The 25921-nt window shown below is 73.2% G+C and carries 20 protein-coding genes and 1 pseudogene; 17 read left to right on the forward strand and 4 right to left on the reverse strand.

The window, feature by feature from the left end:
* Positions 1 to 305 precede the first annotated feature (305 nt).
* The 9 genes from ACZ63F_RS38670 (at position 306) to ACZ63F_RS38710 (ending at position 12204) form a co-directional block, all read left to right on the forward strand.
* Positions 306 to 524: a ferredoxin gene (locus tag ACZ63F_RS38670; RefSeq protein WP_469718362.1), complete on the forward strand. Its 219-nt coding sequence runs from the start codon at positions 306 to 308 to the stop codon at positions 522 to 524.
* Entirely contained in the window at positions 521 to 1924 is a 1404-nt protein-coding gene (locus ACZ63F_RS38675) for an NAD(P)/FAD-dependent oxidoreductase (RefSeq protein ID WP_469718363.1), read from the forward strand. Before ACZ63F_RS38670 ends, ACZ63F_RS38675 begins: the two co-directional genes overlap by 4 nt.
* A gap of 60 nt (positions 1925 to 1984) precedes the next feature.
* Positions 1985 to 3253, forward strand: coding sequence for a cytochrome P450 (locus ACZ63F_RS38680; RefSeq protein WP_469718365.1), 1269 nt, complete (start codon positions 1985 to 1987; stop codon positions 3251 to 3253).
* Positions 3254 to 3277: 24 nt separating this feature from the next.
* Positions 3278 to 4321 (forward strand): NAD(P)-dependent alcohol dehydrogenase, encoded by a 1044-nt coding sequence (locus tag ACZ63F_RS38685; RefSeq protein ID WP_469718366.1) that lies wholly within the window; start codon positions 3278 to 3280, stop codon positions 4319 to 4321.
* A 216-nt stretch (positions 4322 to 4537) separates the two neighbouring features.
* Positions 4538 to 5212, forward strand: a complete 675-nt coding sequence (locus ACZ63F_RS38690; RefSeq protein ID WP_469718368.1) for an HdeD family acid-resistance protein — start codon at positions 4538 to 4540, stop codon at positions 5210 to 5212.
* Positions 5213 to 5398: 186 nt separating this feature from the next.
* Positions 5399 to 6352 (forward strand): diacylglycerol/lipid kinase family protein, encoded by a 954-nt coding sequence (locus tag ACZ63F_RS38695; RefSeq protein ID WP_469718369.1) that lies wholly within the window; start codon positions 5399 to 5401, stop codon positions 6350 to 6352.
* A 213-nt stretch (positions 6353 to 6565) separates the two neighbouring features.
* Positions 6566 to 9028 carry a SpoIIE family protein phosphatase gene (locus ACZ63F_RS38700; protein WP_469718371.1) on the forward strand — a complete coding sequence of 821 codons (2463 nt, stop codon included), beginning with the start codon at positions 6566 to 6568 and terminating at the stop codon, positions 9026 to 9028.
* A 67-nt stretch (positions 9029 to 9095) separates the two neighbouring features.
* Positions 9096 to 11534 (forward strand): SpoIIE family protein phosphatase, encoded by a 2439-nt coding sequence (locus ACZ63F_RS38705; protein WP_469718373.1) that lies wholly within the window; start codon positions 9096 to 9098, stop codon positions 11532 to 11534.
* Between the two features lie 67 nt (positions 11535 to 11601).
* Positions 11602 to 12204, forward strand: a complete 603-nt coding sequence (locus tag ACZ63F_RS38710; RefSeq protein ID WP_469718374.1) for a serine hydrolase domain-containing protein — start codon at positions 11602 to 11604, stop codon at positions 12202 to 12204.
* 1 nt (position 12205) lies between these two features.
* On the opposite strand, the gene ACZ63F_RS38715 is transcribed toward ACZ63F_RS38710, so the two are convergent.
* Positions 12206 to 14977 carry an AAA family ATPase gene (locus ACZ63F_RS38715; RefSeq protein ID WP_469718375.1) on the reverse strand — a complete coding sequence of 924 codons (2772 nt, stop codon included), beginning with the start codon at positions 14975 to 14977 and terminating at the stop codon, positions 12206 to 12208.
* A 202-nt stretch (positions 14978 to 15179) separates the two neighbouring features.
* Between ACZ63F_RS38715 and ACZ63F_RS38720 the strand changes: the two genes are divergently transcribed.
* The 7 genes and pseudogenes from ACZ63F_RS38720 to ACZ63F_RS38750 all read left to right on the forward strand — a co-directional run bounded on the left by ACZ63F_RS38720 (position 15180) and on the right by ACZ63F_RS38750 (position 21975).
* Complete coding sequence (locus tag ACZ63F_RS38720) at positions 15180 to 17945, forward strand: LuxR C-terminal-related transcriptional regulator (protein WP_469718377.1); 2766 nt, start codon at positions 15180 to 15182, stop codon at positions 17943 to 17945.
* A 31-nt stretch (positions 17946 to 17976) separates the two neighbouring features.
* Positions 17977 to 18942 carry an alpha/beta hydrolase gene (locus ACZ63F_RS38725; RefSeq protein WP_469718378.1) on the forward strand — a complete coding sequence of 322 codons (966 nt, stop codon included), beginning with the start codon at positions 17977 to 17979 and terminating at the stop codon, positions 18940 to 18942.
* Between the two features lie 73 nt (positions 18943 to 19015).
* Complete coding sequence (locus tag ACZ63F_RS38730) at positions 19016 to 20044, forward strand: AraC-like ligand-binding domain-containing protein (protein WP_469718379.1); 1029 nt, start codon at positions 19016 to 19018, stop codon at positions 20042 to 20044.
* Positions 20038 to 20994: a helix-turn-helix domain-containing protein gene (locus ACZ63F_RS38735; protein ID WP_469718381.1), complete on the forward strand. Its 957-nt coding sequence runs from the start codon at positions 20038 to 20040 to the stop codon at positions 20992 to 20994. The genes ACZ63F_RS38730 and ACZ63F_RS38735 overlap by 7 nt, the downstream gene beginning before the upstream one ends.
* A gap of 109 nt (positions 20995 to 21103) precedes the next feature.
* Positions 21104 to 21295 (forward strand): annotated as a pseudogene (locus tag ACZ63F_RS38740) (hypothetical protein); the annotation flags it as partial.
* Positions 21296 to 21304: 9 nt separating this feature from the next.
* Entirely contained in the window at positions 21305 to 21514 is a 210-nt protein-coding gene (locus tag ACZ63F_RS38745) for a hypothetical protein (protein ID WP_469718392.1), read from the forward strand.
* Complete coding sequence (locus ACZ63F_RS38750; RefSeq protein WP_352367366.1) at positions 21511 to 21975, forward strand: DUF5709 domain-containing protein; 465 nt, start codon at positions 21511 to 21513, stop codon at positions 21973 to 21975. The genes ACZ63F_RS38745 and ACZ63F_RS38750 overlap by 4 nt, the downstream gene beginning before the upstream one ends.
* 267 nt (positions 21976 to 22242) lie before the next feature.
* On the opposite strand, the gene ACZ63F_RS38755 is transcribed toward ACZ63F_RS38750, so the two are convergent.
* From ACZ63F_RS38755 to ACZ63F_RS38765, 3 genes are all read right to left on the reverse strand, one after another.
* Positions 22243 to 23112 carry a LysR family transcriptional regulator gene (locus ACZ63F_RS38755; protein WP_469718382.1) on the reverse strand — a complete coding sequence of 290 codons (870 nt, stop codon included), beginning with the start codon at positions 23110 to 23112 and terminating at the stop codon, positions 22243 to 22245.
* 88 nt (positions 23113 to 23200) lie between these two features.
* Positions 23201 to 23788 carry a Dps family protein gene (locus tag ACZ63F_RS38760; protein ID WP_352367364.1) on the reverse strand — a complete coding sequence of 196 codons (588 nt, stop codon included), beginning with the start codon at positions 23786 to 23788 and terminating at the stop codon, positions 23201 to 23203.
* Positions 23789 to 23988: 200 nt separating this feature from the next.
* Positions 23989 to 25215 carry an MFS transporter gene (locus tag ACZ63F_RS38765; protein ID WP_469718389.1) on the reverse strand — a complete coding sequence of 409 codons (1227 nt, stop codon included), beginning with the start codon at positions 25213 to 25215 and terminating at the stop codon, positions 23989 to 23991.
* 176 nt (positions 25216 to 25391) lie between these two features.
* Here ACZ63F_RS38765 and ACZ63F_RS38770 point away from each other — a divergent pair, with 176 nt between their 5' ends.
* The gene (locus ACZ63F_RS38770; protein ID WP_469718384.1) at positions 25392 to 25736 is read left to right on the forward strand and encodes a GNAT family N-acetyltransferase; all 345 of its coding nucleotides are present in this window, start codon (positions 25392 to 25394) and stop codon (positions 25734 to 25736) included.
* The last annotated feature ends 185 nt before the right edge of the window (positions 25737 to 25921 follow it).

Consider the following 25921-nt stretch of genomic DNA (forward strand, 5'->3'; position numbering starts at 1 on the left):
GGTTCTGCCAGGCGATATTGCAGTTCCATACAACGCATGGAAGCTCTTTTTCATTGTTACCATACGACGTATGGAAATGTCGAAGTGACGAAGGTAACCGTTCACCGGGTGGCGTGAGCGCCACCAGATACCCAGTTCGCCGCAGTGGCAGGTTTGCGAGAGCCGGAAGGCGGGACGACTATTTTTTTTAGGGCGTGATGACCAGGAAGCAGGCTTGAGTAACCGGCCCATGGCTTCATGACCGGGGCTTCATGACCGGGTCGATGGTCGCCGTGGGGCGGAGGCAGAGCGGAAGGAGTCTGCCCATGCGGATCGTCGTGGACCTGAATCGGTGCCAGGGATACGCGCAGTGCGTGTATCTGGCGCACGAGGTCTTCAGGTTGACCGGCCAGGAGGCGCTCACCTACGAGCCGAACCCCGACGACGAGCGGCGCCTCCAGGTCGAGCGAGCGGCTGCGGCGTGCCCGGTGCAGGCGATCGCGGTCGACCGCTTGGACGCTGCGGAGCGGGGCGAGCCGTCATGACACTGCGGGCGACGGTCGCGGAGCTGGTGCGCGAGTTCCGGGCCGGTGGCCGGATCGTCATCGTGGGCGCTTCTCTGGCCGGGCTGCGGGCGGCGGAGACCCTGCGCGAGGAGGGCTTCACCGGCTCCCTGACCATCATCGGGGACGAGCCGTACGAGCCGTACGACCGTCCGCCGCTGTCCAAGCAGGTACTCAAGGGCTGGGTGCCGGCCGATCACACGAAGTTGCCCCGCATGCGGGAAGTTGATGCGGACTGGCGGCTCGGGGTGGCCGCCACCGGCCTGGACCGGGCCGCCAAGCAGGTGCGCCTCGCCAATGGTGAGCAGGTGCCCTACGACCGGTTGCTGATCGCCACGGGCACCCGCGCACGCCAGTGGCCGAACCCGGCCGAAGCCGCCCTGCACGGGGTCCACACGATCCGTTCGCGTGATGACGCGGAGCAGTTGCAGAACGCGCTGGCCGAGCCGCCGTCGCGGGTCGTCGTCATCGGCGCGGGGTTCATCGGCTCGGAAGTGGCCTCCGTGTGCCGGGAGCTCGACATCCCGGTGACCGTGGTCGAGCGGGGTTCGGCGCCGCTGGTCGGCGCGCTCGGCGGGGTGATCGGGGAGATCGCCGCGCAGATGCAGCGCGATCACGGCGTGGACCTGCGCTGCGGGCTGGGCGTGTCGTCACTGGAGGGCGACTCCGAAGGGCATGTGCGGCGGGCGCACCTGTCCGACGGCGCCACTGTCGACGCCGACGTGGTGGTGGCCTCCCTGGGGTCGATCCGCAACGTGGAATGGCTGGAGGGCTCCGGGCTGGCGGCCGGTTTCTGGGGCGTCGGGTGCGACGCCGGTGGCCGGGCCTTCGACATCAACGGGGTGGTCACCGACAGCATCTATGTGGCGGGGGACGTGGCGCGTGCGCCGCACGTGCTGTACGAGTACCAGTTCCTGGCGATGGAGCACTGGGACAACGCCGTTTTCGGCGCCGAGGTCGCGGCCCACAACATGGTGAACCTCGAACCCCACTACCGTCCGCATCTGCTGCTGCCGGGCTTCTGGTCCGGTCAGTTCGGCGTCAACATCAAGTCCGTCGGGGTGCCACCCTTCGGCGACGAGATCGTCTTCACCCAGGGGTCCGTCGCGGAGCGCCGTTTCGCCGCCGCCTACGGTCACCGGGGCCGCATCGTCGCGGCCGTCACCTTCGATCACGGCAAGTGGCTGGAGTACTACGGGAAGTTGATCGAGCAGTCAGCTCCTTTCCCGCCTCCGCCGCCGGGCTGGGACCAGCCGCCCGACATGAAGCCGGTGCCGGCCGAGTTCCCCGATCCGAGGGTCCCGACGGCGATCCCCGACGTCGTCCTGACCGGACACGCCCCGAGCGAGCGGACGGCCGAGTTCCGGCCGCGCCACCACTGACGCGCTCGCCGGGCCGACCCGTAGGCGGAAAGCATCGACAGGAAGAAGGAGGGGAGCCTCGTGGTCGAGGAAACCCCCTGGCAGCAGGCCCTCCGCTACGCCAACCGCGCCAATCCGTACCCCTTCTACGAGGAACTGCGCAAGACACCCGTGGCGCGGCAGCCGGACGGGACCTATGTCGTCAGCACCTACCGGGAGATCGTCGCGCTGCTGCACGACCCCCGGGTCAGTTCTGACCCGCGCAAGCGTCCCGGCCCGGCCGCGGCCATGGAGGAGGGCTCGGCGGATCCGGCGGCCGAACCGATCAGGGCGGTGCTGACCGAGCCGAACATCATCACCTGTGATCCCCCCGAGCACGACCGGGACCGCCGGCTGATGATGCCGCACTTCGTCGGCCCGCCCCACGCGCCTCACCTGATCACCGACCTGCAGCCCGACATCCGCCGCATCGTCGACGGACTGCTGGACGACATGAGGGGCAAGAACCGGATCGACGCCGTCGACGACTTCGCCTACCCCCTGCCGGTGACGGTGATCTGCAAGGTGCTGGGCGTGCCACTGGAGGACGAGCCGCGCTTCCACCACTGGGTCGAGACGGCCCTGGACGCCCTGGACTTCGGCCCCGAGGCCGGCTCCGAGGAGATCCAGAGCCGGCAGGCCGGGGGACAGCGGGCCGTGCAGGAATTCGGGCAGTTCGCAGCCGATCTGCTCGACCGGTACGCCCGGGAGCCCGGCCCCGGCATGCTCTCGGCCATGGTGCACGACGACAGCCCGGAAGGACCGATGTCCAAGGGCGTCCTGGCGAGCAACGCCCTGCTCCTGATCTTTGCGGGACACGAAACCACGGTCAATCTCATCGCCCACAGCGTGCTCACCCTGCTGCGGCACCCCGACGCGCTGGAAAAGCTGCGCCGCAGGCCCGAGCTGATCGTGCCCGCGGTGGAGGAACTGCTGCGCTTCGAGTCGTCGGTCCAGTTCTGGCACACCCGCTCCGCCGTGGAGGACATCGACATCGCCGGCACCACCATCCCGAAGGGGGCACCGATCTTCCTGGCGTACGGCTCGGCCAACCGCGACCCGGAACGGTTCACCGACCCCGACGAACTCGACCTCGAACGCCAGGACAACCAGCACCTCGGCTTCAGCCAGGGCATCCACTTCTGCTTCGGCGCTCCGCTCGCCCGGCTCGAGGTGCAGGTCGCGGTCGGCGAGTTCGTCCGCCGGGTGCAGAATCCCCGGCTGGTCGAGGACCCGCCGCCGTACCGGCACAACCAGATCTTCCGCGGCCCGCGACACGTCCTCGTCGACATCGACGGCGTCCGCGACTGACCAGCGTTTGCGTAAAGGATCGCCATGCGGGCCTTTCAACTCGTCGGTTGGCGGCAGCCGCCCGAGCTGCGCGAGGTACCGGTACCCGAGCCCGGCCCGGGCCAGGTCCTGGTCAAGGTCGCTGGTGCCGGTGCCTGCCACTCCGATCTGCACATCATGCAGGCACCCGGACCGCTGCCCGGCTTCACGAATCCGCCCTTCACGCTCGGCCACGAGAACGCGGGGTGGGTGGAACGGCTGGGACCGGGCGTCACCGGCTTCGCACCGGGAGACCCTGTGATCGTCTACGGCTCCTGGGGCTGCGGGGTGTGCGCCAACTGCCGTCAGGGCCGGGAGAACTACTGCCAGAACCTCGGGGGTCAGGGCCCGGGCCTGGGCGGTGGGCACGACGGCGGCATGGCCGAGTACCTGCTGGTCCCGGCGGCGCGGTACCTGATTCCGCTCGGCACCCTAGACCCCCGCCAGGCCGCCCCGCTCACCGACGCCGGACTGACCAGCTACCACGCAGTCAAACGGTCGCTGCACCTGCTGGGGCCGGGGTCGACCGCAGTCGTGATCGGGGCGGGCGGGCTGGGCCAGATGACCATCCAGGTCCTTCGCGCGCTCAGCGCGGCGACCACCGTCGTCGCCGTGGACACCGACGCCGGCAAGCTGGAAACCGCCAAGCGCCTAGGAGCCGACGAAGCGCTCCTCTCGGGCGACGAGGCGATCGCGCGCGTCAAGGACCTGACGGGGCAGCAGGGCGCCGAGCTCGTGCTGGACATGGTCGGCGTGGACCCGACTCTCCGGATGGCCGCTCAGGTGGCCAGGGTGCTCGGCCACCTGACCATCGTCGGCCTCGGCGGAGGAGCCCTGCCCGTCAACTTCACCAGCCCGCCGCACGAGTGCTCGGTCGCCTCGCCCTACTGGGGCTCCCTCCCCGAACTGATGGAAGTGATCACGCTCGCCCAGCAGGAGAAGATCAAGGTGCTGGTCGAGCACTTCCCCCTGCAACGCGCCGACGAGGCGTACCAGCTCCTGCACGACGGCAGGATCCAAGGACGCGCCGTCATCACCCCCCACGCGTGAATGCGGTCGTCGACGCGAACGGACACCACGACCGCGCCTGGCCGCCGGCATCGGGCGGTCCGGCGGAAACGCCTCCGGCTCCCGCAGGAGGAGCTTGCTCGGACTACCTCATGCGCCACGGACCCTCGCCCTCCCCACCGAGCGGCGTGAGGCTGATCGGGTGACGATGGACATGTAATGACGTGACCACGCTGCTCACAGAAGGAGGTAGGTGCCATGACATCTCCTTCCGATTCCTCCGGTGCCGTTCCGCCACGTGGCACCGAACCAGAAGGTCCTGCGGTCCAAGGCATCGCCGCTCTGGCGAACATGGGCTGGCAGATCCTGCTCACCATGGGCCTCGCCACCATCGCCCTGGGCGTCATCGCCCTGGTCTGGCCGGGCGAGACGCTCCGCGTCGTCGGCGTGCTCTTCGGCGTCTACCTGCTGGCCACCGGTGTCTTCCAGCTCGCCGCCGCCTTCGGCACCCACGTTCCCCGGCATCTTCGGGTACTGCACTTCATCACCGGCGCGGCCTCCATCCTGCTGGGACTGATCTGCTTCCGGGGCCCCCTGGAGTCGCTTTTCCTGCTGGCCCTGTGGATCGGCTTCAGCTGGCTGCTTCGGGGCACCTTGGAGACGGTCGCGGCGGCCTCGGACCAGACCATGCCGGCCCGCGGCTGGCACGTGGCCTTCGGCATCATCGGCGCCATGGCCGGCATCGTGATGATCGTCATGCCGTTCGCCTCCATCGCGACACTCACGCTGGTTGTGGGCGTCATGGCCATCGTCGTCGGCCTGACCGAGGTGGTCCGTGCCATCAGGACACGCGTCGAGATCGGCCATCTGGCCGCCGGCCCCGCCCCCCAGCGGCGCCCCCTGTTCCACGCACGTGCGCACCCCCAGCACTGACGGCGGAGCCGGACCGACTGGGCGTCGGCGAGCGGAGACATCACGTCGAGCTGCGCCCTGCAACCCCGAGCGGCCTGTCGACGATCTTTCGCCTGACGAGGAAAGACGCAGCCGTCGACCCGGGCCGGCCCCACGCTGCCCTTGCGGTTGCGCACGGCTGACGGATACGGCTTTCGGGTACGCGCCGTGAACGAGAACGCGCCGCGACCGGCGACCGGCGCGCGGCGGCCCTTTCTGATCGTGAATCCGCGTTCTGGGGGAGGCAGGGCGAGCCGGTTGCGGATCGCGGAACGCGCCCGCACGCTCGGAGCCCAGGTGTTCCTGATCGATCATTCGCTGCCCCAGGATCTGGCGGCGGTCGCCCGACGCGCGGTGGACGACGGTGCGGATCTGCTGGGCGTGGCGGGCGGGGACGGTACACAGGCGCTTGTCGCCGAGGTGGCCGCGGAGAGCGGCCTGCCCTTCGTGGTCATTCCGGCGGGTACCCGTAACCACTTCGCCATGGATCTGGGCCTGGACCGTGAGGATCCTTCGGCCGCGCTGGAAGCTCTCACGGACGGCGTCGAGCTGCGCGTGGATCTGGGGTACGCAGGCGAGCGGGCATTCGTCAACAACGTCTCGTTCGGTGCTTATGCCGCCCTGGTGCAGGACCCGGCCTATCGGGACGACAAGCTCGGCACGGCAGTGCGCATCCTTCCGGAATTCCTGGCCCGCCACGAGGGCCCGGAGCTGGTGGTCCGCACCGAGCTGCTCACCGTTGAGGGGCCGGATGCCGTGCTGGTCAGCAACAACCCCTACCAAGTGGACGACCCGGCCGGGCCCGGCAGGCGGGCGCACCTCGACTCCGGTCTCCTGGGCGTACTGGCCGTCAGGGCGGAGACGCCCGCCGAGACGGCCACGAGGCTGCGCAGCGGGCGACCGCACGGCCTCACCCGTCTCGCCACGCCCGACGAGGTCGTCGTCCACGCCGACGTCCCGGCCCTCCCCGCGGGACTGGACGGCGAAGCCGTCAGCCTGCCGACCCCCGTGCGGTGCCGCATCAGCCCTCGGGCACTACGGGTATGGGTTCCCCGGCATCGTCCCGGCGCCCGGTCTGCCGAGCGGCCGCCAGGGTGGGCCGCCATCCGGCGGGTGGTCTGAGTCCGGGGGAGCCGCTCCCACCCGCACCCGTGAGGGTCTTGACGTCCACGCCATTACATCTGACGATTTCATCATTAATGGACGAATTGCTCTAATATGACACATGCCGCACCGTGTGCCGCTCACCGGGACATCGCCGTTCACCACCGCTGCACACAGGGTCGCCGGGCCACAGGCCGACGCCTACTTCCGCACCGATGGGACGGACCGCGAATGACCAACATCGACCACTCCCTCCCCGCCGAGCCGGTGAGCCTCCCTGAGGTGTTCGACGCCGCGATAGCGATGATGGATGCCGAGGGCATCGTCGTGGGGTGGACGCACGCCGCCCAGCAGCTGGTCGGCTATACGGCCGAAGAGGTCGTGGGCCGGTCCGCCGTGCACGTGCTGCCGCCTCCCGAGGACGCACGGAGGGCTTCGGCGTTCTCCGAGCAGTGCCGTGAGCGGGGCGGCTGGTCCGGCACTGTCGCGATACGCCACCGCGACGGCCACACGCTCAGGATGACGCTGCGGGTCTCGCTGCTACGGGGACAGGGCGACGGCACCCGGTGGCTGGCGTCCGTGACGGACATAGGTTCCCTGTCCTCGGGGGCGAGCGGGGGACCGGTGCGCGATTCGCTCCTTGCCCGAGCCCCGATCGGCATCGTCGTTTACGACGCGCAGCTGCGCTGTGTCTGGGTGAACGACGCCATGGAGCGGCACGACGGCGTGCCTCGTCACCGACGCTTCGGGCGCGGTCTGAAGGACTCACTGCCCGCCGTCGAGGCCGAAGCGCTCAAGGTGGTGATGCGACAGGTGCTGCAGAGCGGCACGACGACGGTGCACGAGTACCGTGCGTGGCCGCCTGCGGACCGTCCCCGCGAGCACGCGTTCTCCGCCTCCTTCTTCTGTCTCCAGGGCGCGGACGGCACGCCGCTGGGCGTGTGCTCCATGACCGTGGACGTCACCGGGAACAAGCGGGCGCGTGAGCGCCTCGCCATCCTCAGCGAGGCCGGCACGCACATCGGCAGCACACTCGACGTGATGCAGACCGCCCAGGAACTGGCAGAGCTCGCCGTGCCCCTGCTGGCCGACCACGCCGTCGTCGACCTGGTGGAGTCGGTTCCGTTCGGACTCGAGCCCGCCGCCCGGATCGGCACGACGAGCGGACGCCGCCCTGTGTTGCGCCGTGCCGGGGTGACCTCCGTCGACCAGAGTGTCCTGGAGATGCCGGCGGTGCGTGAAGAGGTGATCCACGTCCCCCCGACCTCGTCGTTCGCCGCCGTCCTGCGCACGGGCAGGTCTCACCTGGAACCGGTGCTGGACACCCATGGCGGCCCCTGGGTCGACCACGATCCGACGCGTGCGCAGAAGGTACGCGACAGCGGCGTCCACTCCTTGATGGTCGTCCCCATCCGTGCGCGGCGCTGCGTGCTGGGACTGGCGCTGTTCGCCCGTTCCACGGAACAGACGCCGTTCCAGGAGGACGACCTGCTCCTCGCCGAGGAGCTGGTCACCCGGGCCGCGCTCTGTCTGGACAACGCGCTCCAGTACGCGCGCGAGCGCACCGCCGCTCTCACCCTGCAACGCGACCTGCTCCCTCACCGGGTGCAGGGCGGTGCCGCCGTCGATGTCGCCTCGCGCTATGTGCCCGCCGACATGGACCACGGTGTGGGGGGCGACTGGTTCGATGTGGTCGAGCTGTCCGGCGCACGGGTGGCGCTGGTCGTCGGCGATGTGGTGGGGCACGGCATCAACGCCGCGGCGACCATGGGCAGGTTGCGCACCGCGGTGCGCACGCTCGCGGACCTCGACCTGCCCCCGGACGAACTGCTGGCGCACCTCGACGACACGGTCCGGCGACTGAACGACGAGGACGCCGACGCCACCGACCGGGTTCCCGCGGTCGTCGGTGCCACCTGCCTGTACGCCGTCTACGACCCGGTCTCCCGACGGTGCACGCTGGCACGGGCCGGGCATCCGCCGCCCCTGGTCGTCGACGCGCAGGGCGGGGTCACCGTCCCCGACCTGCCGGCCGGAGCCCCGCTCGGCCTCGGCCTCGGACTGGTGCCTTTCGAGTCGGTGGAACTGGAACTGCCCGAAGGAAGCGTGCTCGCCCTCTACTCCGACGGCCTGGTGGAGTCCCGCGGCGAGGACATCGACGTCGGCCTGCGGCGTCTGGGCACCGCCCTGGCACAGCCAGGTGCCGCCCTGGAGGACCTGTGCTCGCGGGCGATGGAGACCTTGTCGGCGCAGGCACCGGCCGACGACGTCACCTTGCTCCTTGCGCGGACGCGCGCCCTGCCACCCGCCCAGGTCGCGTCCTGGGATCTGCCGAACGAACTCGTCACCGTCCCGACGGCCCGGCGGCTGGCCGCCCGTCAACTCCGTGAATGGGGTCTGGGGCCACTGGTGACGGTCGTGGAGTCGCTCGTCAGTGAACTGGTCACCAACGCGATCCGCCACGGCGACGGCCCGATCCGCCTACGGCTCATCCAGCACCGGGTGCTTACCTGCGAAGTCTCCGACACCAGCACCGGCCGGCCACGCCCGCGCCATCCCGGCCATCTCGACGAGCACGGCCGCGGCCTCTACCTGGTCGGTCGGCTGTCGAACAGGTGCGGTTCCCGCTCGGTGACGGACGGCAAGGTCGTCTGGGCCGAACAGGACCTGCCCTCTCCGAGAGGCGTCCGCTGAGCGCGGACAGCCGCCGCAAGGTCCCCATCTCCCGCAGCCGCGGATTCTCGTCATGGAAGCCAGAGACATGGACACATCGGATGTGGAGAACGCCGACCCGGCAGGCGCCTTTCGAGGTGCGACGAGCGTCTCCGGCGCCGGGCCCGGCGGCCGGCCGCCCGCCTTCGACGGTCTGGCCGCAGCCGTGCTCGACGCGCGGGGCACCGTGGTGGGGTGGACCGGCACAGCGGAGGACCTGACCGGGTTCTGTGCCGACGAGGTCCACGGCCGCCCCGTGCAGGAGCTCGTGGCCGACGTCCCGCACGACCCGCGCAGGGCCGCACACGTGCCGGCGACCGGCCGGGTACGACTGCGTCACCAGTGCGGCAACACGATCGACGTCACGTTCCGGACCACACGGGTGAGCGGCTCGGCGGACTTCCTCGTGCTCGCGGCCCCCACTCCTCACGTCGCCGACCACCGGCACGGCGCAGCCCTCCTGCGCGCACTGTCCGCACAGAACCGGATCACGATCGCCCTGCACGACACGGATCTCTCCACCGTGCAGACGAACGCCGTGCCGGACACTCCCGAGGGCCGTCCCATACAGCCCGGTGCCCGACTGGGTGACGTGCTGTACGCCGAGGACGCCGAGAGCATCGAGGCGGTACTGCGGCAGGTGCTCGAGACGGGCGTCCCGGTGTTCCACAGGAACCAGCGAGTGGGCTGGCGACACCATCCGGCGCGGCGGCACGCACTGTCGCTGTCCGCCTTCCGTCTGGAGGACGCGCGAGGACGCCCCGCAGGGGTCGCAGCCCTGTACATAGACGACACCGACCAACTGCGTGCCCGCCGGCAGCTGGATCTCGCCCATGCGGTCGCCGAGCGTGTGGGGGGCTCCCTGGATGTCGTGCGGACCGCCCAGGATCTCGCGGACGTCCTTGTACCCGCCTTCGGTGATCTCGCAGTGGTCGACCTCGCGGAAGCCGTCTTCGACGGTGACGAACCCGTCGCACGGCTGGGCGGGGGAGATCCGCATGGACGCAATGCGGCCCTGGCGCCGGCCACCGCCAACTGGCCGCCCGGCATCCAGCGCGGAAACCGCGTCCCGTCCCTGTCCGACCACCCCCTCCTGCGCCGCTTCCAGCAGGGCGAGACGGTCGTCTGCGACCGGGACGACTACATCGCCCTGATCGGCGGCCCACATGCGGCCGAGCGGTTCCTCCCGCACGACATCCAGGCGGTGATGGTGGCACCGCTGCACGCCCGCGGCCTCACCCTCGGAGCGATCGTGGTCTGGCGCACCGGTCCGCCCGAACCGTTCACCGAGGACGAGGTGGATCTCATGCGGCAGATTGCCTCACGGGGAGCACTCGCGATCGACAACGCCCGCCGCTACACGCGCGAGCACAGAGCGGCCATGGCCCTGCAGCAAAGACTCCTTCCCCCGGCCACGACCGACACCCCGGCAGCCGAGACCGCCGGCGTCTACCTGCCCGCAGACCGTGGGGGCGGCACCAGCGGCGACTGGTACGACGCCATACCCCTGCCCGCTCTCCGGCTGGCCCTCGTCGCCGGAGACGTGATCGGCCGCGGCATACCCGCCAGTGCCACCATGGGCCGTCTGCGCGCTGCCATCCAGACCCTCGCCGACCTCGAACTGGAGCCGGACGAGGTGCTCACGCGTCTCGCTGACCTGGTCCAGCGCCTCGCGGCGGAAGCACCTCCTGGCGACCATGACGTCATGGGCGCCACCTGTCTGTACGCGGTCTACGACCCGGTCACCCGACGCTGCGCCATGGCCAGTGCCGGGCACCCGCCGCCGGTGCTCGTGCGGCCCGACGGGAGTGCCGAAGCCGTCGACGTACTCCCGGGGCCGCCCCTCGCCGTCTGCGGCATGCCGTACGAGACGACCACGATCGACGTCGAGCCGGGCAGCGTGCTCGCGCTGTACACGGACGGCCTGGTCCAGGAAGCCGCACACGACGTCTGCGACGGGCTCCAGCGGCTGACCGATGCCCTCGCCACCTCCTGCCGCCCGGACCGCGCGCTGGAGGAGACCGGCAGCGCCCTCCTCGACCATCTCGTGGACGAAGCACCACGTGACGACGCGACCCTGCTGCTGGCACGCACGCGCGCCGTACCCGCCGAGGACACCGCTCACTGGCAGATACCGGCTGATCCGGCTGCTGTCTCGGACGCCCGGGAATGGGCGACCCGCCAACTCACCGCATGGGGGTTGGACGACCTCTTCTTCCCCACCGAGCTCATCGTCAGCGAACTGGTCACCAACGCGATCCGCCACGGTCGTCCGCCGGCCGAGCTGCGGCTGATCCGCCACCACGTTCTGGTCTGCGAGGTCACCGACTCCAACAGCGCCCAACCCCGCCTGCGCCGCGCTCGCACCACCGACGAGGGCGGACGCGGCCTGTTCCTCGTCGCCCAGCTCGCCGAGCGCTGGGGCTGCCGCCACGGCCAGAACCACAAGACCATCTGGTCCGAACAGCCCATCACGCGCGCTCACTGATCCCGCGTGGCCGCACGCCGGTCGCGATCGTCGGGAAGACCACCTGGCCGCGCCGCGCTCCTACGGCGTGGCCGCCGTCCGGGAGGACCTCGCGGCCGTACGGCAGGCCGGGGGCGGCGACGTGAACGTGCTCGCCAGGGTCGACCGGGCGGACGGACCGCCGGTCATGGCGCGCATCGGCACCCGGGCCGCCGGCTCCTCGCGACCGGTCCCGTGGAACGCGCACTTCCGCGTGGCGAGCACGACGAAGACGTTCACGGCCACCGTGGTCCTCCAACTCGCCGCGGAGAAGCGGCTGTCGCTGGACGACACCGTCGACCACTGGCTGCCGGGGGTCGTCGACGGCAACGGCAACGACGGCAGCCGCATCACCGTCCGCGACCTGCTCCGTCAGACCAGCGGCCTGTACGACTACGTGGACGACCCCGAGATCCAGGACCGGTTGATCAACCACTTCGACGAGAACCGCTACGACACCACTCCGCCCGAGGGCGACGGGGCGGGCGTCAACACCCGCCCCGCGGTGGGGGCCGACGGCAGGCGCGCGGTGACCGTCTACCTCACCACCACGACCGCGCCGCCGGACCTCGCCGTCCCCAACCGCGCCACGGGCACGCTCATCGACGACGCCCTGTGCGACCGCCCCTCCGCGGGTTCCCGGACGCGGTAGGTCAGCCCTGGTCCTCCTGCGTGAGCGCGTCCCGGAGCTGGGCCCTGGCCGTGATGCCGAGCTTGGGGAAGACCTTGTGCAGGTGGTAGCCGACGGTACGGGGGGAGAGGTAGAGGCGGGCCGCGATGTCGCGGTTGGTCAGGCCCTGGGCGGCCAGTTCGGCGATCTGGCGTTCCTGCGGGGTGAGTTCACCGACGGGGGCAGGGCCGGTCGCCGCGCCCGCCGCCCGGAGCTCCGCCGTCGCGCGCTCGGTCCACGGGCGGGCGTCCAGGCGCTGGAAGCACTCCAGGGCCGCGTTCAGGTGCGGGCGGGCCTCGGCGCTGCGGCGGCGCCGGCGCAGCCACTCACCGAAGTCGAGGTGGGCGAGGGCCTTCTCGAACGGCCAGCAGTCGGTGGCCGGGTCGTCGAGGGCGGCGCGGAAGTGCTGTTCGGCGTCGTCGGTGTCGGTCAGCAGGGCGGTGGCCCGGTGCAGTACGGCGGCCAGCCGTGGGGACGGGTCGGGCTTCAGGTCCTGCCGTACGGCGTCGGCCACCGTGCGCGCGTCGTCCGCCCGCCCCGCGCGCACCGCCGCTGCCGCCAGGTCGCCCAGGTAGTAGAGCGAGGCGTGGTAGTGGACGGGGGCCGGCCGGAAGTCCCGGGTGAAGGCAGCCCGCAACTGCTCGTAGGCGTCCGCGTGGTCGCCGGCGGCGAACGCCGCCATGCCCATGGCGTGCCGGTGGCGGACCTGAAGGCTGAGCGACCTGCGCAGGTCCACACCCCGTACGGCCAGCACCGCCTCGGACCTGGCGGCCGCGGGATCGCCACGGAGCGCGCGCAGGGTGGCCCGCAGGAGGCCGGAGCCCACGGTCACGTTGTCCGCCCCCGCCTCCGTCGCCATCCAGAACGCCTCGTGCGCCGCGTCCTCGGCCGCCGTCCACGAGCCGCTCTCGAACAGGGCGAGGGCGAGCGCCTGGGTCACGGTCGCGTTCGTGCCCGCGCTGCCGGCCCGCCGCAGGAGGTCCATGGTCAGTCCGAGGACGCGTACGGCCTGCTCGGTCTCGTCCAGGATCCAGGTCGCGCCGCCCAGCGCCGTGAGGTTGCCGAGCGACTCCTCGCGTGCCAGGGCCGTCAGCCCCGCCGCCAGGTGCCGTTCCAGCAGCGGCCGTTCGTGGACGGGGTCGACGACCGCCAGGGTCCAGAGGCGGCCGGCCGGGTCGTCGTCCCCGTCGATCAGGCCGCTGATCCGGTCCAGTTCGGCGCGATGACGCGGCGCGCCGGAGTTGTAGACGGAGGTGGCGGCGGTGCTCAGCGCGCCGAGTGCGAGGTCCGGAGCCGAGGCGGCGGTGGCCTCGGCCACCCCCAACAGAAGTGCCAACGCCTCCTCGTGACGGAGAGTCACCCCGAGGGCCCAGCCGCCCAGCAGCGAGGCCTCGGCGCGCAGTCGCGGATCCTCGGTCAGCCCGCCGACCCGGCCGCTCAGCTCGCCGACCCACTGCGGGTGACCGGCGAACATCGCCGCCCGCGCGGCCGCCAGCAGGCGCCCGGCCCGCAGGTCCGGTGCCGGGGTCAGCTCCGCGGCGCGTTCCAGCGCGGTCGCGGCCGCCGCGTAGCCGCCCCGGCCCCGGGCCCGCTCCGCGGTCTCCGCCAGGGCGTCGGCGACCTCGGCGTCCTGGCCCGTCGCCGCGGCGGCCAGCTGCCAGGCCCGGCGGTCCGGCTCCCCGGCCAGCGCGGCGGCCAGGGCGAGATGGGCTTGGCGGCGCTCCTGGAAGGAGGCCGCGTGGTAGACGGCCGAGCGCACCAGCGGGTGCCGCAGCAGCACCGCGCCGTCCGCCACCCGCACCAGCCCGGCCCGCTCGGCGGGGTCCAGCGCCGCCACGACGTCCAGCCCCGGGGCGGCCCGCATGAGGTCCGTCAGCCGGGCCGGGCCGGCCGCGGCCACCAGGAGCAGGGCCGCCCGGGTGGGCGCGGGCAGGCCGGGCAGGTCGGCGGCGAAGAGGTTCTCCAGGCGCGCGGTGAGCGGCAGCGTGGCGCCCCCGGCCCCGCCGGCCCCCGTGTCCCCGGTCCGGCCCCGGGCCAGCGCGCGGGGCAGCTCGATCAGGGCCAGCGGGTTGCCCGCCGCCTGCCGGAGGATCTCGGCCCGCGCCTTGCCGCGCGGCGGATCCGGCTGCGCGTCCAGCAACTGCCCCGCCGCGGAACGGCTCAGCGGGCCCAGCGTGATCTGCGGGAAGGCCCGGTCGAACCGGGCCGGTACGCCGTCCTCGCGGGCGGCGAGCAGCAGCACCACCGGCCTGCCCTCCAGCCGCCGGGCGAGGAAGGCCAGGACGTCCACCGACCCGAGGTCCAGCCACTGGGCGTCGTCCACCAGCAGGAGCAGCGGCCGGCGCGCGGCGGCCTCGGTGACGAGCCCGAGCACGCCGCCGCACAGGGACAGCTGATCGAGTTTCAGCTCGTACTCCGCCGCCTCCGGCCCGAAGGCGCGGTCCAGCACCTCCCGGTGCGCCGCGGGCAGGCCCTCGCCGGGCAGCAGCGGATGCAGCAGCTGGTGCACGCCCGACAGACCGAGACCCGCCTCGCCCTCGCTGCCGCGCACCCGCAGGATCCCGAGGCCCCGGTCCCGGCCCCGCTCGGCCGCCCGGTCCACGAGGGTGCTCTTGCCCGCCCCCGGCTCCCCGGTCAGCACCAGCACCTGCGGGCCGCTGCCGTCCACCGCCTCCAGCAGCCGGTCGATACGGCCCAGCTCGGCGGCCCGGCCCAGGATGTCCTGGTCGGAGGGATGGTCGGTAACGGCGTGCATGAACCGTCCTGGTCGTCGAGGTCGCCGAGGCGCTGATACGGCAATCCTGCCAGCGGCCGGCGGCAGGGCGGGAACCGCGGGCTCGCGCACCCCGGTCGGGCACAGGCACCGGTGACTGGTCAGGTGACAGAAGCGCGCCTGTCCGGTCGCCGCGAAGATGGCTCCGGCCAGGGAGAACGCGCACCATCCGGGGAGTACGTGCATGACGGTCCACCCACCCCAGCAGTCCACGACCGGCGACGAGAGTGCCGTGCTGGGCCGGGACGGCGAGACCGAGCGGATCCTGCGGTGCGCGACGCGCGAGCCCGGCACGCCGCAGACCCTGTTGCTCCTCGGCGAGGAGGGGACCGGGCGAACGGCACTGCTCCGGCACGTCCGGGACCGGGCCACCGCCGAGGGCGTGCTGGTGCTGGCCGCGCAGGGCTGGGCCGAGGACCCGCGGCACGCGCACGCCTGCCTGCACCAGTTGCTGACGCCGTCCGTGCGCGACGAGCCGGCCGCGCTGCCCGCCGCTCGGCAACGGCTGCTGACGGCCGTACCGCACGCGGACGATCCGGCGGCGGACGAGACCGAGCTGCACGCGGCGGTGACCGCGCTGCTGGACCGGCTCGCCGGGGCCGGTCCGGTGCTGGTGTGCGTTGACGACGCCGACCTGTGTGGCCGCGCCTTCCCGGAGGCGCTGTTCGCCGCGGTCCGGCAGCTGGCCGGCCGCGCGCTGACGGTGCTGCTCGCCGCACGCCACGAGGCGGCCCTGCCCGCTCCGCCGCCCGGCACCGAGACCCTGTGGCTGGGCCCGCTCGACGCCGTCTCGGCCGCGGCCCTCCTCGACCGGCAGCCGGCGGCGCCCACCGGCCGGCACCGGCTGGAGATCCTCGCCGAGGCCCAGGGCAACCCGCTGGCCCTCGTGGAGCTGGGCCGCGGTGCGCCGGGACCCGCCACCTCGGTGCGGCACACGCACGTCTTCGGCGCACGGGTCGACGCGATGCCCACCGAGACCCGACGGGCCCTGCTGTACGCGGCGGCCGCGGGGCCCGGCGGGAGCGTCGCCGCGGTCATGGCCGCCCTCGGCACCAAAGACCTGGCGGTGTGGGCGCCTGCGGAGGCGGCCGGGCTGATCGCGCTGGCCGAGGACCGGTTCGACTTCGGGCATCCGCTGGTCCGCTCGGCCGCCTACCTCGGGCGCCCGGCCGGCGAGCGCCAGCAGGCCCACCGGGAGCTCGCCAGGGTCGCCGTGCAGCCCGAAATCAGGGCCCGGCACCTGGCCGCGGCCACCGTGGGCGCCAATGCGTTCGTCGCCGCCTCCCTGGAGGTCTCCGCCTGGCGGCGCGGGGATGCGGTGGAGGCCGCACGCGCCCTGGAACAGGCGGCCCGGCTCAGCCCACGGCCGCCGGAACGCGCCCGCCGGCTGGCCGAGGCCCTGACCGCGGCCCACGCGGCGGGCGACCCCGGCTGGGTCCGCGAGCTGTACGAACGGCTCGTGCAGGAAGGGGCCGAGCCGGAGTTCGGGTGTGCCGCGGCCGGTGCGCTGGCCTCCGCGCTCTCCCACGAGTCGGCCCAGCGTGAGGCCTTCGAGCTGCTGGCCGACGCCTCGGAGCACTTTCCCGCCGTCGACCGGTCCCTCGCGCTCGCCCTCGCCAGGCTGGCGGCGGGCATCGCCGCCCAGTCCGGGCTGCCGGAGCACACGGCGGCGCTGCCCGCGCTGCTCGACCGGGCCCGGCGGGCCCGGGCATCCGGGCGGTGGCGCCCCGCGACGACCGGGGCGCTGGCCCGGCTGGACACCCCGCACACCAGACAGGCCATGGCCGCGCTGGTCACCGCGGCCGCCCGGCCGCGCTCCGCCACCGGTGCCCCGGCGAGCCGCGGCGCCGTGCACGGTGCGTCGCCCGACGCCCCGGCCGCCCGCACGGTCCTCGCCGCGGTCGCCCACCGGGCCGACGAGGCGGACGTGGACCTCGGGCAGTCCCGGACGGCCGACGAGCGGCTGCGCGGCGCCCGCGCCTTCGGGCTGCGCGGCTGGTCGGTGCTCGCGCTGGTGGACACCCTGCTGGCCACCGGGCGGCTCGCCGAGGCCGGGAGCGTGGTCGAGGACGCCCTCACGGAGGCCGCGGTGCTGCGCCTGCCGCGCCTGCGGGCCGACCTGGAGACCCAGGCGCTGACCGTACGGGCGCTGCGCGGCAGCCTCCCGCCGGAGCCCTGGTTCACCCCCTCCGTGTGGCGGGCCGTCTGCCTGGACGAGAACCGGGCCACCCATGCCCGGCTGCTGCGCGCCCGCGGACTCGCCTCCGTCGCGCGCGGCGACATGGAGGACGCCTGGCGCCAGTTCAGCGGCCTGTTCACCGCCGACGGCTCTCCCCTGCACCCCTTCCTGTCCACCCGGGCCGTCGCCGAACTCGCCGTCACCGCCCAGCGCACCGGACGGTCGGCGCAGGCGCTGCCGGTCCTGGAACGGGTCAGGGCCGAGCAGGGGGACCGCCCGAGCACCAGGATGACGCTGCTTCTGCACCACGCCAGCGCCCTGGTCGGCCAGGACCGCGAGACCGAGCAGCACTTCCAGCTCGCGCTCGTCAACCACGGGGCGAACCGCTGGCCCTGGGAGTGCGCCCACGTCCGCCTCAACTACGCGATCTGGCTGCGCCGTTGCCGTCGTACTCTGGAGGCGCGCCAGCAGCTGACCACAGTCCTGGAGACCGCCGAACGCCTCGGCGCCGGCGCCCTCGCGGCCGCCGCCGGCAGCGAGCTGCGCGCGAGCGGCGCGGCCCCCGCCCCCGCGGACGCGGGTCTGCTGGAGCAACTGACCGCACAGCAGCGGCAGATCGTCCAGCTGGCCGCCCGCGGCCTGTCGAACCGTGAGATCGGCGAGCGGCTCTTCCTGTCGCCGCGTACCGTCGGCTCGCATCTGTACAACGTGTATCCCAAGCTCGGCGTCAGCAGCCGCCATCAGCTCCGTGACCTGGTACAGGGCCGGTGAGGGTACCCGAGGGCCGGCCGGAGGAACGCCCATGACATCCGCAGGACCGGGGAGCGCCGTCGTCCTCGACCCCGTGGTGCAGCGCCTGGTCAGCGCCGCCGCGGTGCCGCCCGCCCTCGACGACCTCGGCCCGGACGCGGCACGGCAGGCGCTGCGGGAGACCCAGGCCGACCGGTTCGAGGACTTCGCCGTGGACGCCGTCTTCCACGTGGCGCCCGTCGGCCCCGCGCGGCTGCTGGGCTTCTGGACCGTACGCCCGGCCGCGGCCCGCGGCCCGCTCCCGGCCCTGCTGTACCTGCACGGCGGCCGGTGGACGCTCGGTGACGCCCAGACCCACGCCCGGCTCATCAGCGAACTCGTCACCGGAGCCGGTGTGTGCGCCGTCGTCCCCGAGTACAGCCGCACCCCCGAGGCGCGCTACCCGGTGGCGCTGGAGGAGTGCTACGCCCTGCTGACCTGGGCGGTCACCCAGGCCGACGCACTCGCGCTCGACCCCCGCCGGCTGGCGGTGGGCGGCGACTGCGCCGGTGCCACCCTGGCGGCCGCCGTCACCATGCTCGCGAAGACCCGGCACGGGCCGCGGATCAGTGCGCAACTGCTCTACTACCCCCTCGTCGACGACCGCTGCGACAGCCCCTCGCAGCACCGGTTCGCCACCGGCCACCTGCTCACCCGCCGGGCGCTGCGCGCGTACTGGCAGCGGTACGTCGCCAACCCCGCGCACCGGAGCGAGCCCACCGCGGCTCCGCTGCGGGCACGCCCGGAGGAGCTCGCGGGGCTGCCGCCGGCCCTGGTCGTCACCGCGGAGGCGGACGTGGCCCGCGACGAGGGCGAGCAGTACGCGCGGCGGCTGTCCGAGGCCGGCGTCGAGGCGCTGTCCGTGCGGTTCCTGGGGACCATCCACGACTTCGTGGCGCTGCACGCCCTCGCCGACAGCGCGCCCACCCGGGCGGCGCTGCAGACCGGTTGTGCCTATCTCCAGGCCCGTCTGCGCTGACGGGCCCGGCACCGGTCGACGACCAGTCGGCCGACTGATGCGCCGGTACCGGTCGCCCGGCCAGGCTGACGGCATGGCAACCGCGATCGGCTCCGACGAGGAGAGACGCCGGCCTCCGGCCGGCGCGACGAGTGACCGGAGCAGGGTGCTGACCACGCGCTCGGTTCCGCCGGAGGAGAGCCTGGAGTACTGGCACGACGCCGTGTTCGACACCCTGGTGGGGATGGACATCGCCGCCGAGGGGGGTACCTACGACGCCACCCTGCGCACCGACCGCCTCGGGGACCTCCGGATCACCACGGTGGAGGCCGACCCCGGGCGGGTCCACCGGGCTCCGCGGTTCATCGCCCGCGGCGACGGCCGGGAGATCTTCGTGGCCGTCCAGAGCACCGGCCGCGCCCGGGTCGAACAGGACGGCCGCACCACCGAGTTGCGCTCCGGCGACCTCGCCTTCTTCGAGACGCTGCGCCCGTTCCGCACCACCTTCCCGGAACGCTTCCGGCTGAAGATCTTCGCCGTACCGCGCCCGCTGCTGGAGCTGTCGGAGGCCGACGTACGACAGCTCACCGGCCGCGCGATCCGCCCGCGCGACGGGCTCCCCGCGCTGCTCGGGCCGCTGTTGGAACGGCTGGCCGACACCTCCGCGGCGTACTCGACGCCGACGGCCGAGCGGCTGGCCGAGAGCGTCATCGACCTGGTGGCGGCCACGGCGGCCGACCGGCTCGCGGCGGACCCCGCCGACCTGCCCGGTGCCGACGGCGTGCTGCTGCTGCGCATCAGGACGTACATCCGCTGGCACCTGTCGGACCCCACGCTGGCCCCGGCCGTCATCGCCCGGGTGCACGGCATCTCGGTGCGCTATCTGCACCGGCTGTTCCAGGCCGAGGGCACCACCGTCTGCCAGTGGATCCGCGACCAGCGGCTGCGCGAGTGCCGCCGGGAACTCGCCGCGCGCCCGGCGGGCTCGGTCAGCCTGGGCCAGGTCGCCCGGCGCTGGGGATTCACCAGCGCCGCCGGGTTCGGCAAGGCCTTCCGCAGCTCCTTCGGGCTGTCCCCGACGGACTGGCTCGACCTGGTGCGGACGGACGGCCCGCCGTGCTGACGGCCGTGTCCTGCACCACCCGGGACCTGGCCCCCGGCGACCGCCTCGACGCCTGGCAGCGCGTCCTGTCCCGGACCTTCGTGGACGTCGAGGTCACCGTCGACCGGGACCGCCCATGGACCGGCGAACTGGCTGCCGAGCGGCTCGGCGCCCTTCAGATCGCCACCGAGGACTTCGGCCCCGGCGCGATCCTGCGCGGCGCCCGCACGGCCGCCGCCGATCCCCGCACCCACATCCTGGTCCGCCGCCAGCTGACCGGTACCGCCCTGCTGCTCCAGGACGGCCGCACCGCCGAACTCCACCCCGGCGGCCTGGCCTTCCACGACGCGCGGCGGCCGTTCCGGATCGTGCTCCCCGAGCCGCAGCGGGCCCGGATCCTCATGGTGCCCCGCGCCCTGCTGCGCCTGGAGGAACGGCAGTTGCACGCCCTCACGGCCACGGCGGTGGACGAGGCCGAAGGGGGCGCTGCGGCCCTGCTGCTGCCGCTGCTCGACGGACTCGTCGACGAGGTCACCCGGGTGACCTCGGCCCGGCGCGAACAACTCGCCCGCACCGTCGTGGAGATCCTCGCGACCGTGGCCCTGGAGCGGATCGGCGGGCCGCCCGAATCGGCCCTGTGGGAGCGGATCACCGCGTCCGTCCGGGACCGGCTCGGCGAACCCGGACTCGCCCCCCAGGACCTCGCCGACCAGCACGCCATCTCCCTGCGCTACCTGCACCGGCTCTTCCAGCGCCAGGGCACCACCGTGGGCGCCTGGATCCGGGGCCGCCGGCTTGAGGCGGCCCACGCGGAGCTGGCCCTGCCCGGCGCCGTGCACCGGTCGATCGCCGCGGTGGCCGCCCGCTGGGGCTTCACCAGCCCCTCCCACTTCAGCCGGGCGTTCCGCGAGACCTACGGGATGTCGCCGGCGCAGTGGCGGCGGGCGGCGGGTGCGGTCCAGGCGGACTGACACCGCGGCTGTTCCCTGAGGGACCGGACCCCGGACGCTCTCGGAACGATCGCCCCCGTCCTGCCCGCCTACCGTCCGGATCACCGGGATACGGCAGACAGGGACACGCATGACGCACAAGGCGAGGGCACGGACTCTCCGCGCTGCTGGTGGCGCTGAGCGTGGTGGGCCCCGGTGCCCCGTCCTCGGCCCAGGGCGGCACCGCCGTCCGGGCCTCGACCACCGCGGTCGGCCCCCAGTACGACACCACCGACCGAACGGCGGCCGGCTCTCCCAGGGCCGGCGCCACCGGCTCGCCCTCGCGCGGGCCGTGCCGCGGGATCCGCCGATCCTGCTGCTGGACGAGCCGGCCGCCGGACTCGTCCGGGCCACCGCCCGCCGCGTCCTGGGCGCCGTCCGCGCGGCTCTTCCCGCCACCGCTTTCGTGATCGCGCTGCCCGACCGTGACCACGACCTCCTACCCTTTCCGGTTGACGGCCGGATAGAACTGACGGCCCGAGTGACGATGGAGCGCGTATGACCGACGAGGCGATGGGTGACGAGGTCTACCAGCCGGACGGTTCGGAGGTGCAGGACGACGCCGGTCTGCTGGACGCCTCGGACACCCTGGACTACCGGGCCGGCGAGGAGGCCCTGGACGAGGGCTACTCGCCGCCGGAGCGGCCCTGGGCCGTGGAGCACACGGGAGTGACGGCGGCGGAGGGACTGCGCGGGGAGACCCTGGACGAGCGCCTTGCCGAGGAGGTGCCGGACCTGGGCGTCCCGGACGGCGATGGCCTCGGCGACGCCTGGGACACCGACGGCGAACTCCTCGACGACGAGGTCGGTGACGCCCGTGCCGGACGGCTCCTCGCCCCCGACGAGGGCGCGCACGAGGTCACCGACTCCGACCTGTTCGCCTCCGACCGGGGCCTGGACGGCGCCGGGGCGTCGGCGGAGGAGGCGGCGATGCACGTGATCCCCGACTCCGAGGACTTCTGAGACGACCTGCACGTGGGCGCGGGGACGGTTTCCGTCCCCGCGCCCACGCCGTTCCCGCACGTCCGCCAACGGCGCGGCGGGTACGTGTGCTGCCCGGACAGGACGCTCGCCGCGCTGGTTGTGCAATGTGGCGGCGGTGGTGACGACCGGGCACCCACCGCCCGGCGACCTGCCCCATGGCGCACGCCGCCGAGCGCCGAGGCCGGAAAAGAGGCCGGCGCCCAGGCACGGCAGCTGTCCGGCCTGCGCTCCGACCGAGGCGTTCGGTCAGGTGATGTGGCGCAGCAGCGCCGCGACGGCCGCCGGCGGCTCGCCGGGCGGCCGTACCACCATCACCTTCCAGCTCGGCGCGTGCCGGGCGAACCGGTAGGCCGTCAGGTCCGGGAAACGGTGGGCGATGGTGGGCGGCATGACGCAGACGCCGAGGTCGGCCCGGACCAGTTCGGAGGCGGCCACGATGTCGTTGACCTCGAAGGTCGTGGCGCGTTCGACGCCGGCCGCCCGGAACGCGCGGTCGGCCGCGTCCCGGATCGCCCAGCCGGGCGTGAAGTCCACCTGCGGCAGTTCGGCGATGTCGGCCAGGTGGACCGTGCCCTCGGCCCCGTTCGTGGTGAGGCGCCGGCGGGGCGAGGCCACCAGGACCATCTCCTCGCGGGCCAGCAGCCTGGTCACCAGACCGCGCTGCTGCTGGCGGTCCAGCGCCACCACCGCCAGGTCCACCGTGCCCTCGCGCAGCGCCTGCCGGATGTCGATGACCGCCGCCTGCCGCAACTGGACCACCACCCGCGGATGTTCGGACCGCAGCGCGGTCAGCGCGTGGTGCAGGTTCGCCCAGACCCCCTGCATGGTGCCGACCGTCACCCGGCCGCGCAGCTCGCCCTTCGCCGCGTCGACCGCCTCGCGGGCCAGCTCGGCGGCGCGCAGGGCCTGCCGGGCCGCCGGGACGAACGCCTCGCCGGCCGGGGTGAGCCCGACGCGGTGCGTGGTCCGGGTGAACAGCGGGGTGCCCAGCTCGCGCTCCAGGGCGCGGACCGTGCCGGAGACGGCGGACTGGACCACGTGCAGCCGCCGCGCGGCCGCCGTGAACCCGCCCGCGTCCGCCACGGCGACCACGACTTCCATCTGCCGCAGGTCCATGATCCGCTCCCGGTGGCACGGCGCCCGCCTCGGTACGGCGGCGATCTCCGCCGCATCCTAGGCAGGCGTCCGCCGCTCCCGGGCACTCTCAGGCGCGGACCAGGGGAGTGTCGACCAGGTGCTCCGCCAGGAACCAGGCCTGCAGCTCCCCGGTGCGGATCACCTGCGAGACCAGCAGGTCGTTGGTGCCGTCGTCGCCCGTCCCGGCGGCCCGGGCGGCCGCGTCGTGCGCGTCGACCAGGATCGACTCGTGGGCCGCCAGGAGCCGCGAGAGCATCGCCGGGACCTCCTCGACGCCGTCCGGAGGACGCGGGATCGAGGTGATCTCGGCGACGTGCCGCGGGTCGCCCACCGCGACGCCGCCCAGGGTCTGGACCCGCTCGGCGAGCGTGTCCACGAGGGCCAGCTGGTCGCCCGCGTGCTTGTCCAGCAGCAGGTGCAGCTGGTAGAAGGTCGCGCCGCGCAGCAGCCAGTGGTGCTTCTTGTAGAGGCCGTACAGGATCTGCGTGTCCGCCAGGACCCGGTTCAGGCGCTGGCAGGAGTACATGCGTGCCTCGTACGAGAGGCCGAGCGGGAACTGCTTGACGGTCCCGAACTCCTGGATGACCTCGCCCTTCTGGTGCAGCCACGGCTGACTGTGCTGCAGGGCCTTCCCGGGCTCGGAGCTGGTGGTCACGGTGCGCCTCCTGGCGGATGTCCGATGCGGCTGGATACGCGGGTGACGCTAGGCGCGGCGGCGGGGGAGGCGTTGCCCCGGAGCGCCCGGACCGGCACCCCTGAGCGCACCCGGTGCGCTCAGGGGTGCCGGCCACGCTGCACGCACGGACGCGGGCCGGCCGCCACGGCGTCCTACCGTCGGTGGCGGCCCTCGGCGCCCTACGCTGAGCGCTTCGCGCCGGTCCGGCGCTCGGTGAGCCAGTACAGCAGGCCCAGCACCGGCAGGACGGCCCCGAACACGCTGACCGCGCTCCAGCCGCCGGACCGGTAGGCGATCGAGCCGAGCTGGGAGCCGAGGGCGCCGCCGATGAAAAAGATCGCGATGAAGGCGCTGTTCAGGCGCGCCCGGGCGAGGGGGTCGAGTTGGTAGACGGTGTGCTGGCCGAGGATCAGGCTGGTCTGCACGGCCATGTCGAGGGCGACGGCCGCGAGCCCGATCAGGACGATGCTGTGCCGGCCGAACCCGGCGATCGCGAAGGCCACCGCGGCGAGACCGAACGCGGCACCGGTCATCCGGCGGGTCAGCCCGCGGTCGGCCCAGTGCCCGGCGAACGGGGCGACGGCCGCACCGGCAGCGCCGACCAGCGCGAACACCCCGACCCCGACGGCCGAGTAGCGGAAGCCGGGCCCGGTCAGGACGTAGGAGACGGTGGTCCAGAAGGCGCTGAAGGCACCGAACATCGCGGCCTGGTAGAGGCCCCGGCGCACCAGCGCCGGGTGCGTGCGCACCAGCGCCGCCGTGGAGCGCAGCACGTGGTGGTACGGCACAGAGGTGGTGGGCGCGTGCCGGGGGAGTGCCAGCCGCAGGGCCACGCCCAGCAGGGCCATCAGGACGGCCGAGCCGAGGTAGACGACCCGCCAGCCGGCCACGCTGGACACCAGGCTGCTGAGCGTCCGCGACAGCAGGATGCCGGTGAGCAGGCCGCTCATCACCCGGCCCACCACCCGGCCCCGGGCGTGGTCGGGCGCCAGGCTCGCGGCGAACGGGACGAGGATCTGCGCCACCACGGAGGTGGCCCCGCTCACCAGCGAGGCGATCAGCAGCATCGGGAACCCGGTCGCGAGACCGGCCGCCACCAGGGCGAGCGTGGTGACCGTCAGGAGCGCGGTGACCAGGCTCCGCTTCTCCAGCCGGTCGCCGAGCGGCACCAGGAAGATCATGCCGATCACGTAGCCGACCTGGGTGAGCGTGATCAGCAGACCGGCGGTGGCTTCGCTGATGTGGAAGACACCGCGCAGCTCGGACAGCAGGGGCTGGGCGTAGTACAGGTTCGCGACCGTCATGCCGGAGGCGACGGCGAACAGCGCGATCAGCCAGCCGGGCACCCCGTGGGCAGCCTCGGCGGCGGCCTCCCGGCGCGGGGAGCGTATGTCGGACGACGGCATCTGGGACACGGGACCTTCCTCACAGGAGGTGTTGCTCTCATCATGCACAAGCGCTCCGGCACCCCACTTGCTTCCTCCTTCCCGGCGATGGTTCGGGATTTCAGTCATCTCGACGGGAGATCACCGTCGCCGTCCCCGTCCCACCGGTATCGTCACACCCCACCGAAAGGAACCCGGTGAGCCAGCCCCAGGCCGCCCCGGTCGTCGTGCACGACGACGCCCACCATCGCTACGAGATCCTGGTCGGCGGCGTGCGCGCCGGCCTCACCGCCTACCGCGACCACGGTGACCAGCGGGTCTTCTACCACACCGAGGTCGACGACGCCTTCGCCGGACAGGGCCTGGCCGGCCGGCTGGTCGAGGAGGCGCTCGCCGACGTCCGGGCCGGCGGGAAACGCGTCGTCCCGGTGTGCAAGTACGTGGCCACGTTCCTCCAGAGGCACGAGGAGTTCGCCGACCTCGCCGACCCGGTGACCCCCGACGTACTGCACTGGCTGCGCGGCGAGCTCGACCGGGCGTGACATGCGCTGCCGGAGGCGGTCCGGTGCGCTGACGGTCAACTCCGGTTCGCTCCGGGCCGTTACGGTTACCGGCGGCACGGCGGCCCCCGGGGTGGTGCAGGGGGGGGAGGAGGGGGAGGGGAAAGAGAAAAGCTTCGGGGGAGGGAGGGGGAAGTCTGGGGCGCGCGGGGGTGGGGGATATCTCC

Source organism: Streptomyces sp. NPDC104761 (assembly GCF_055583445.1).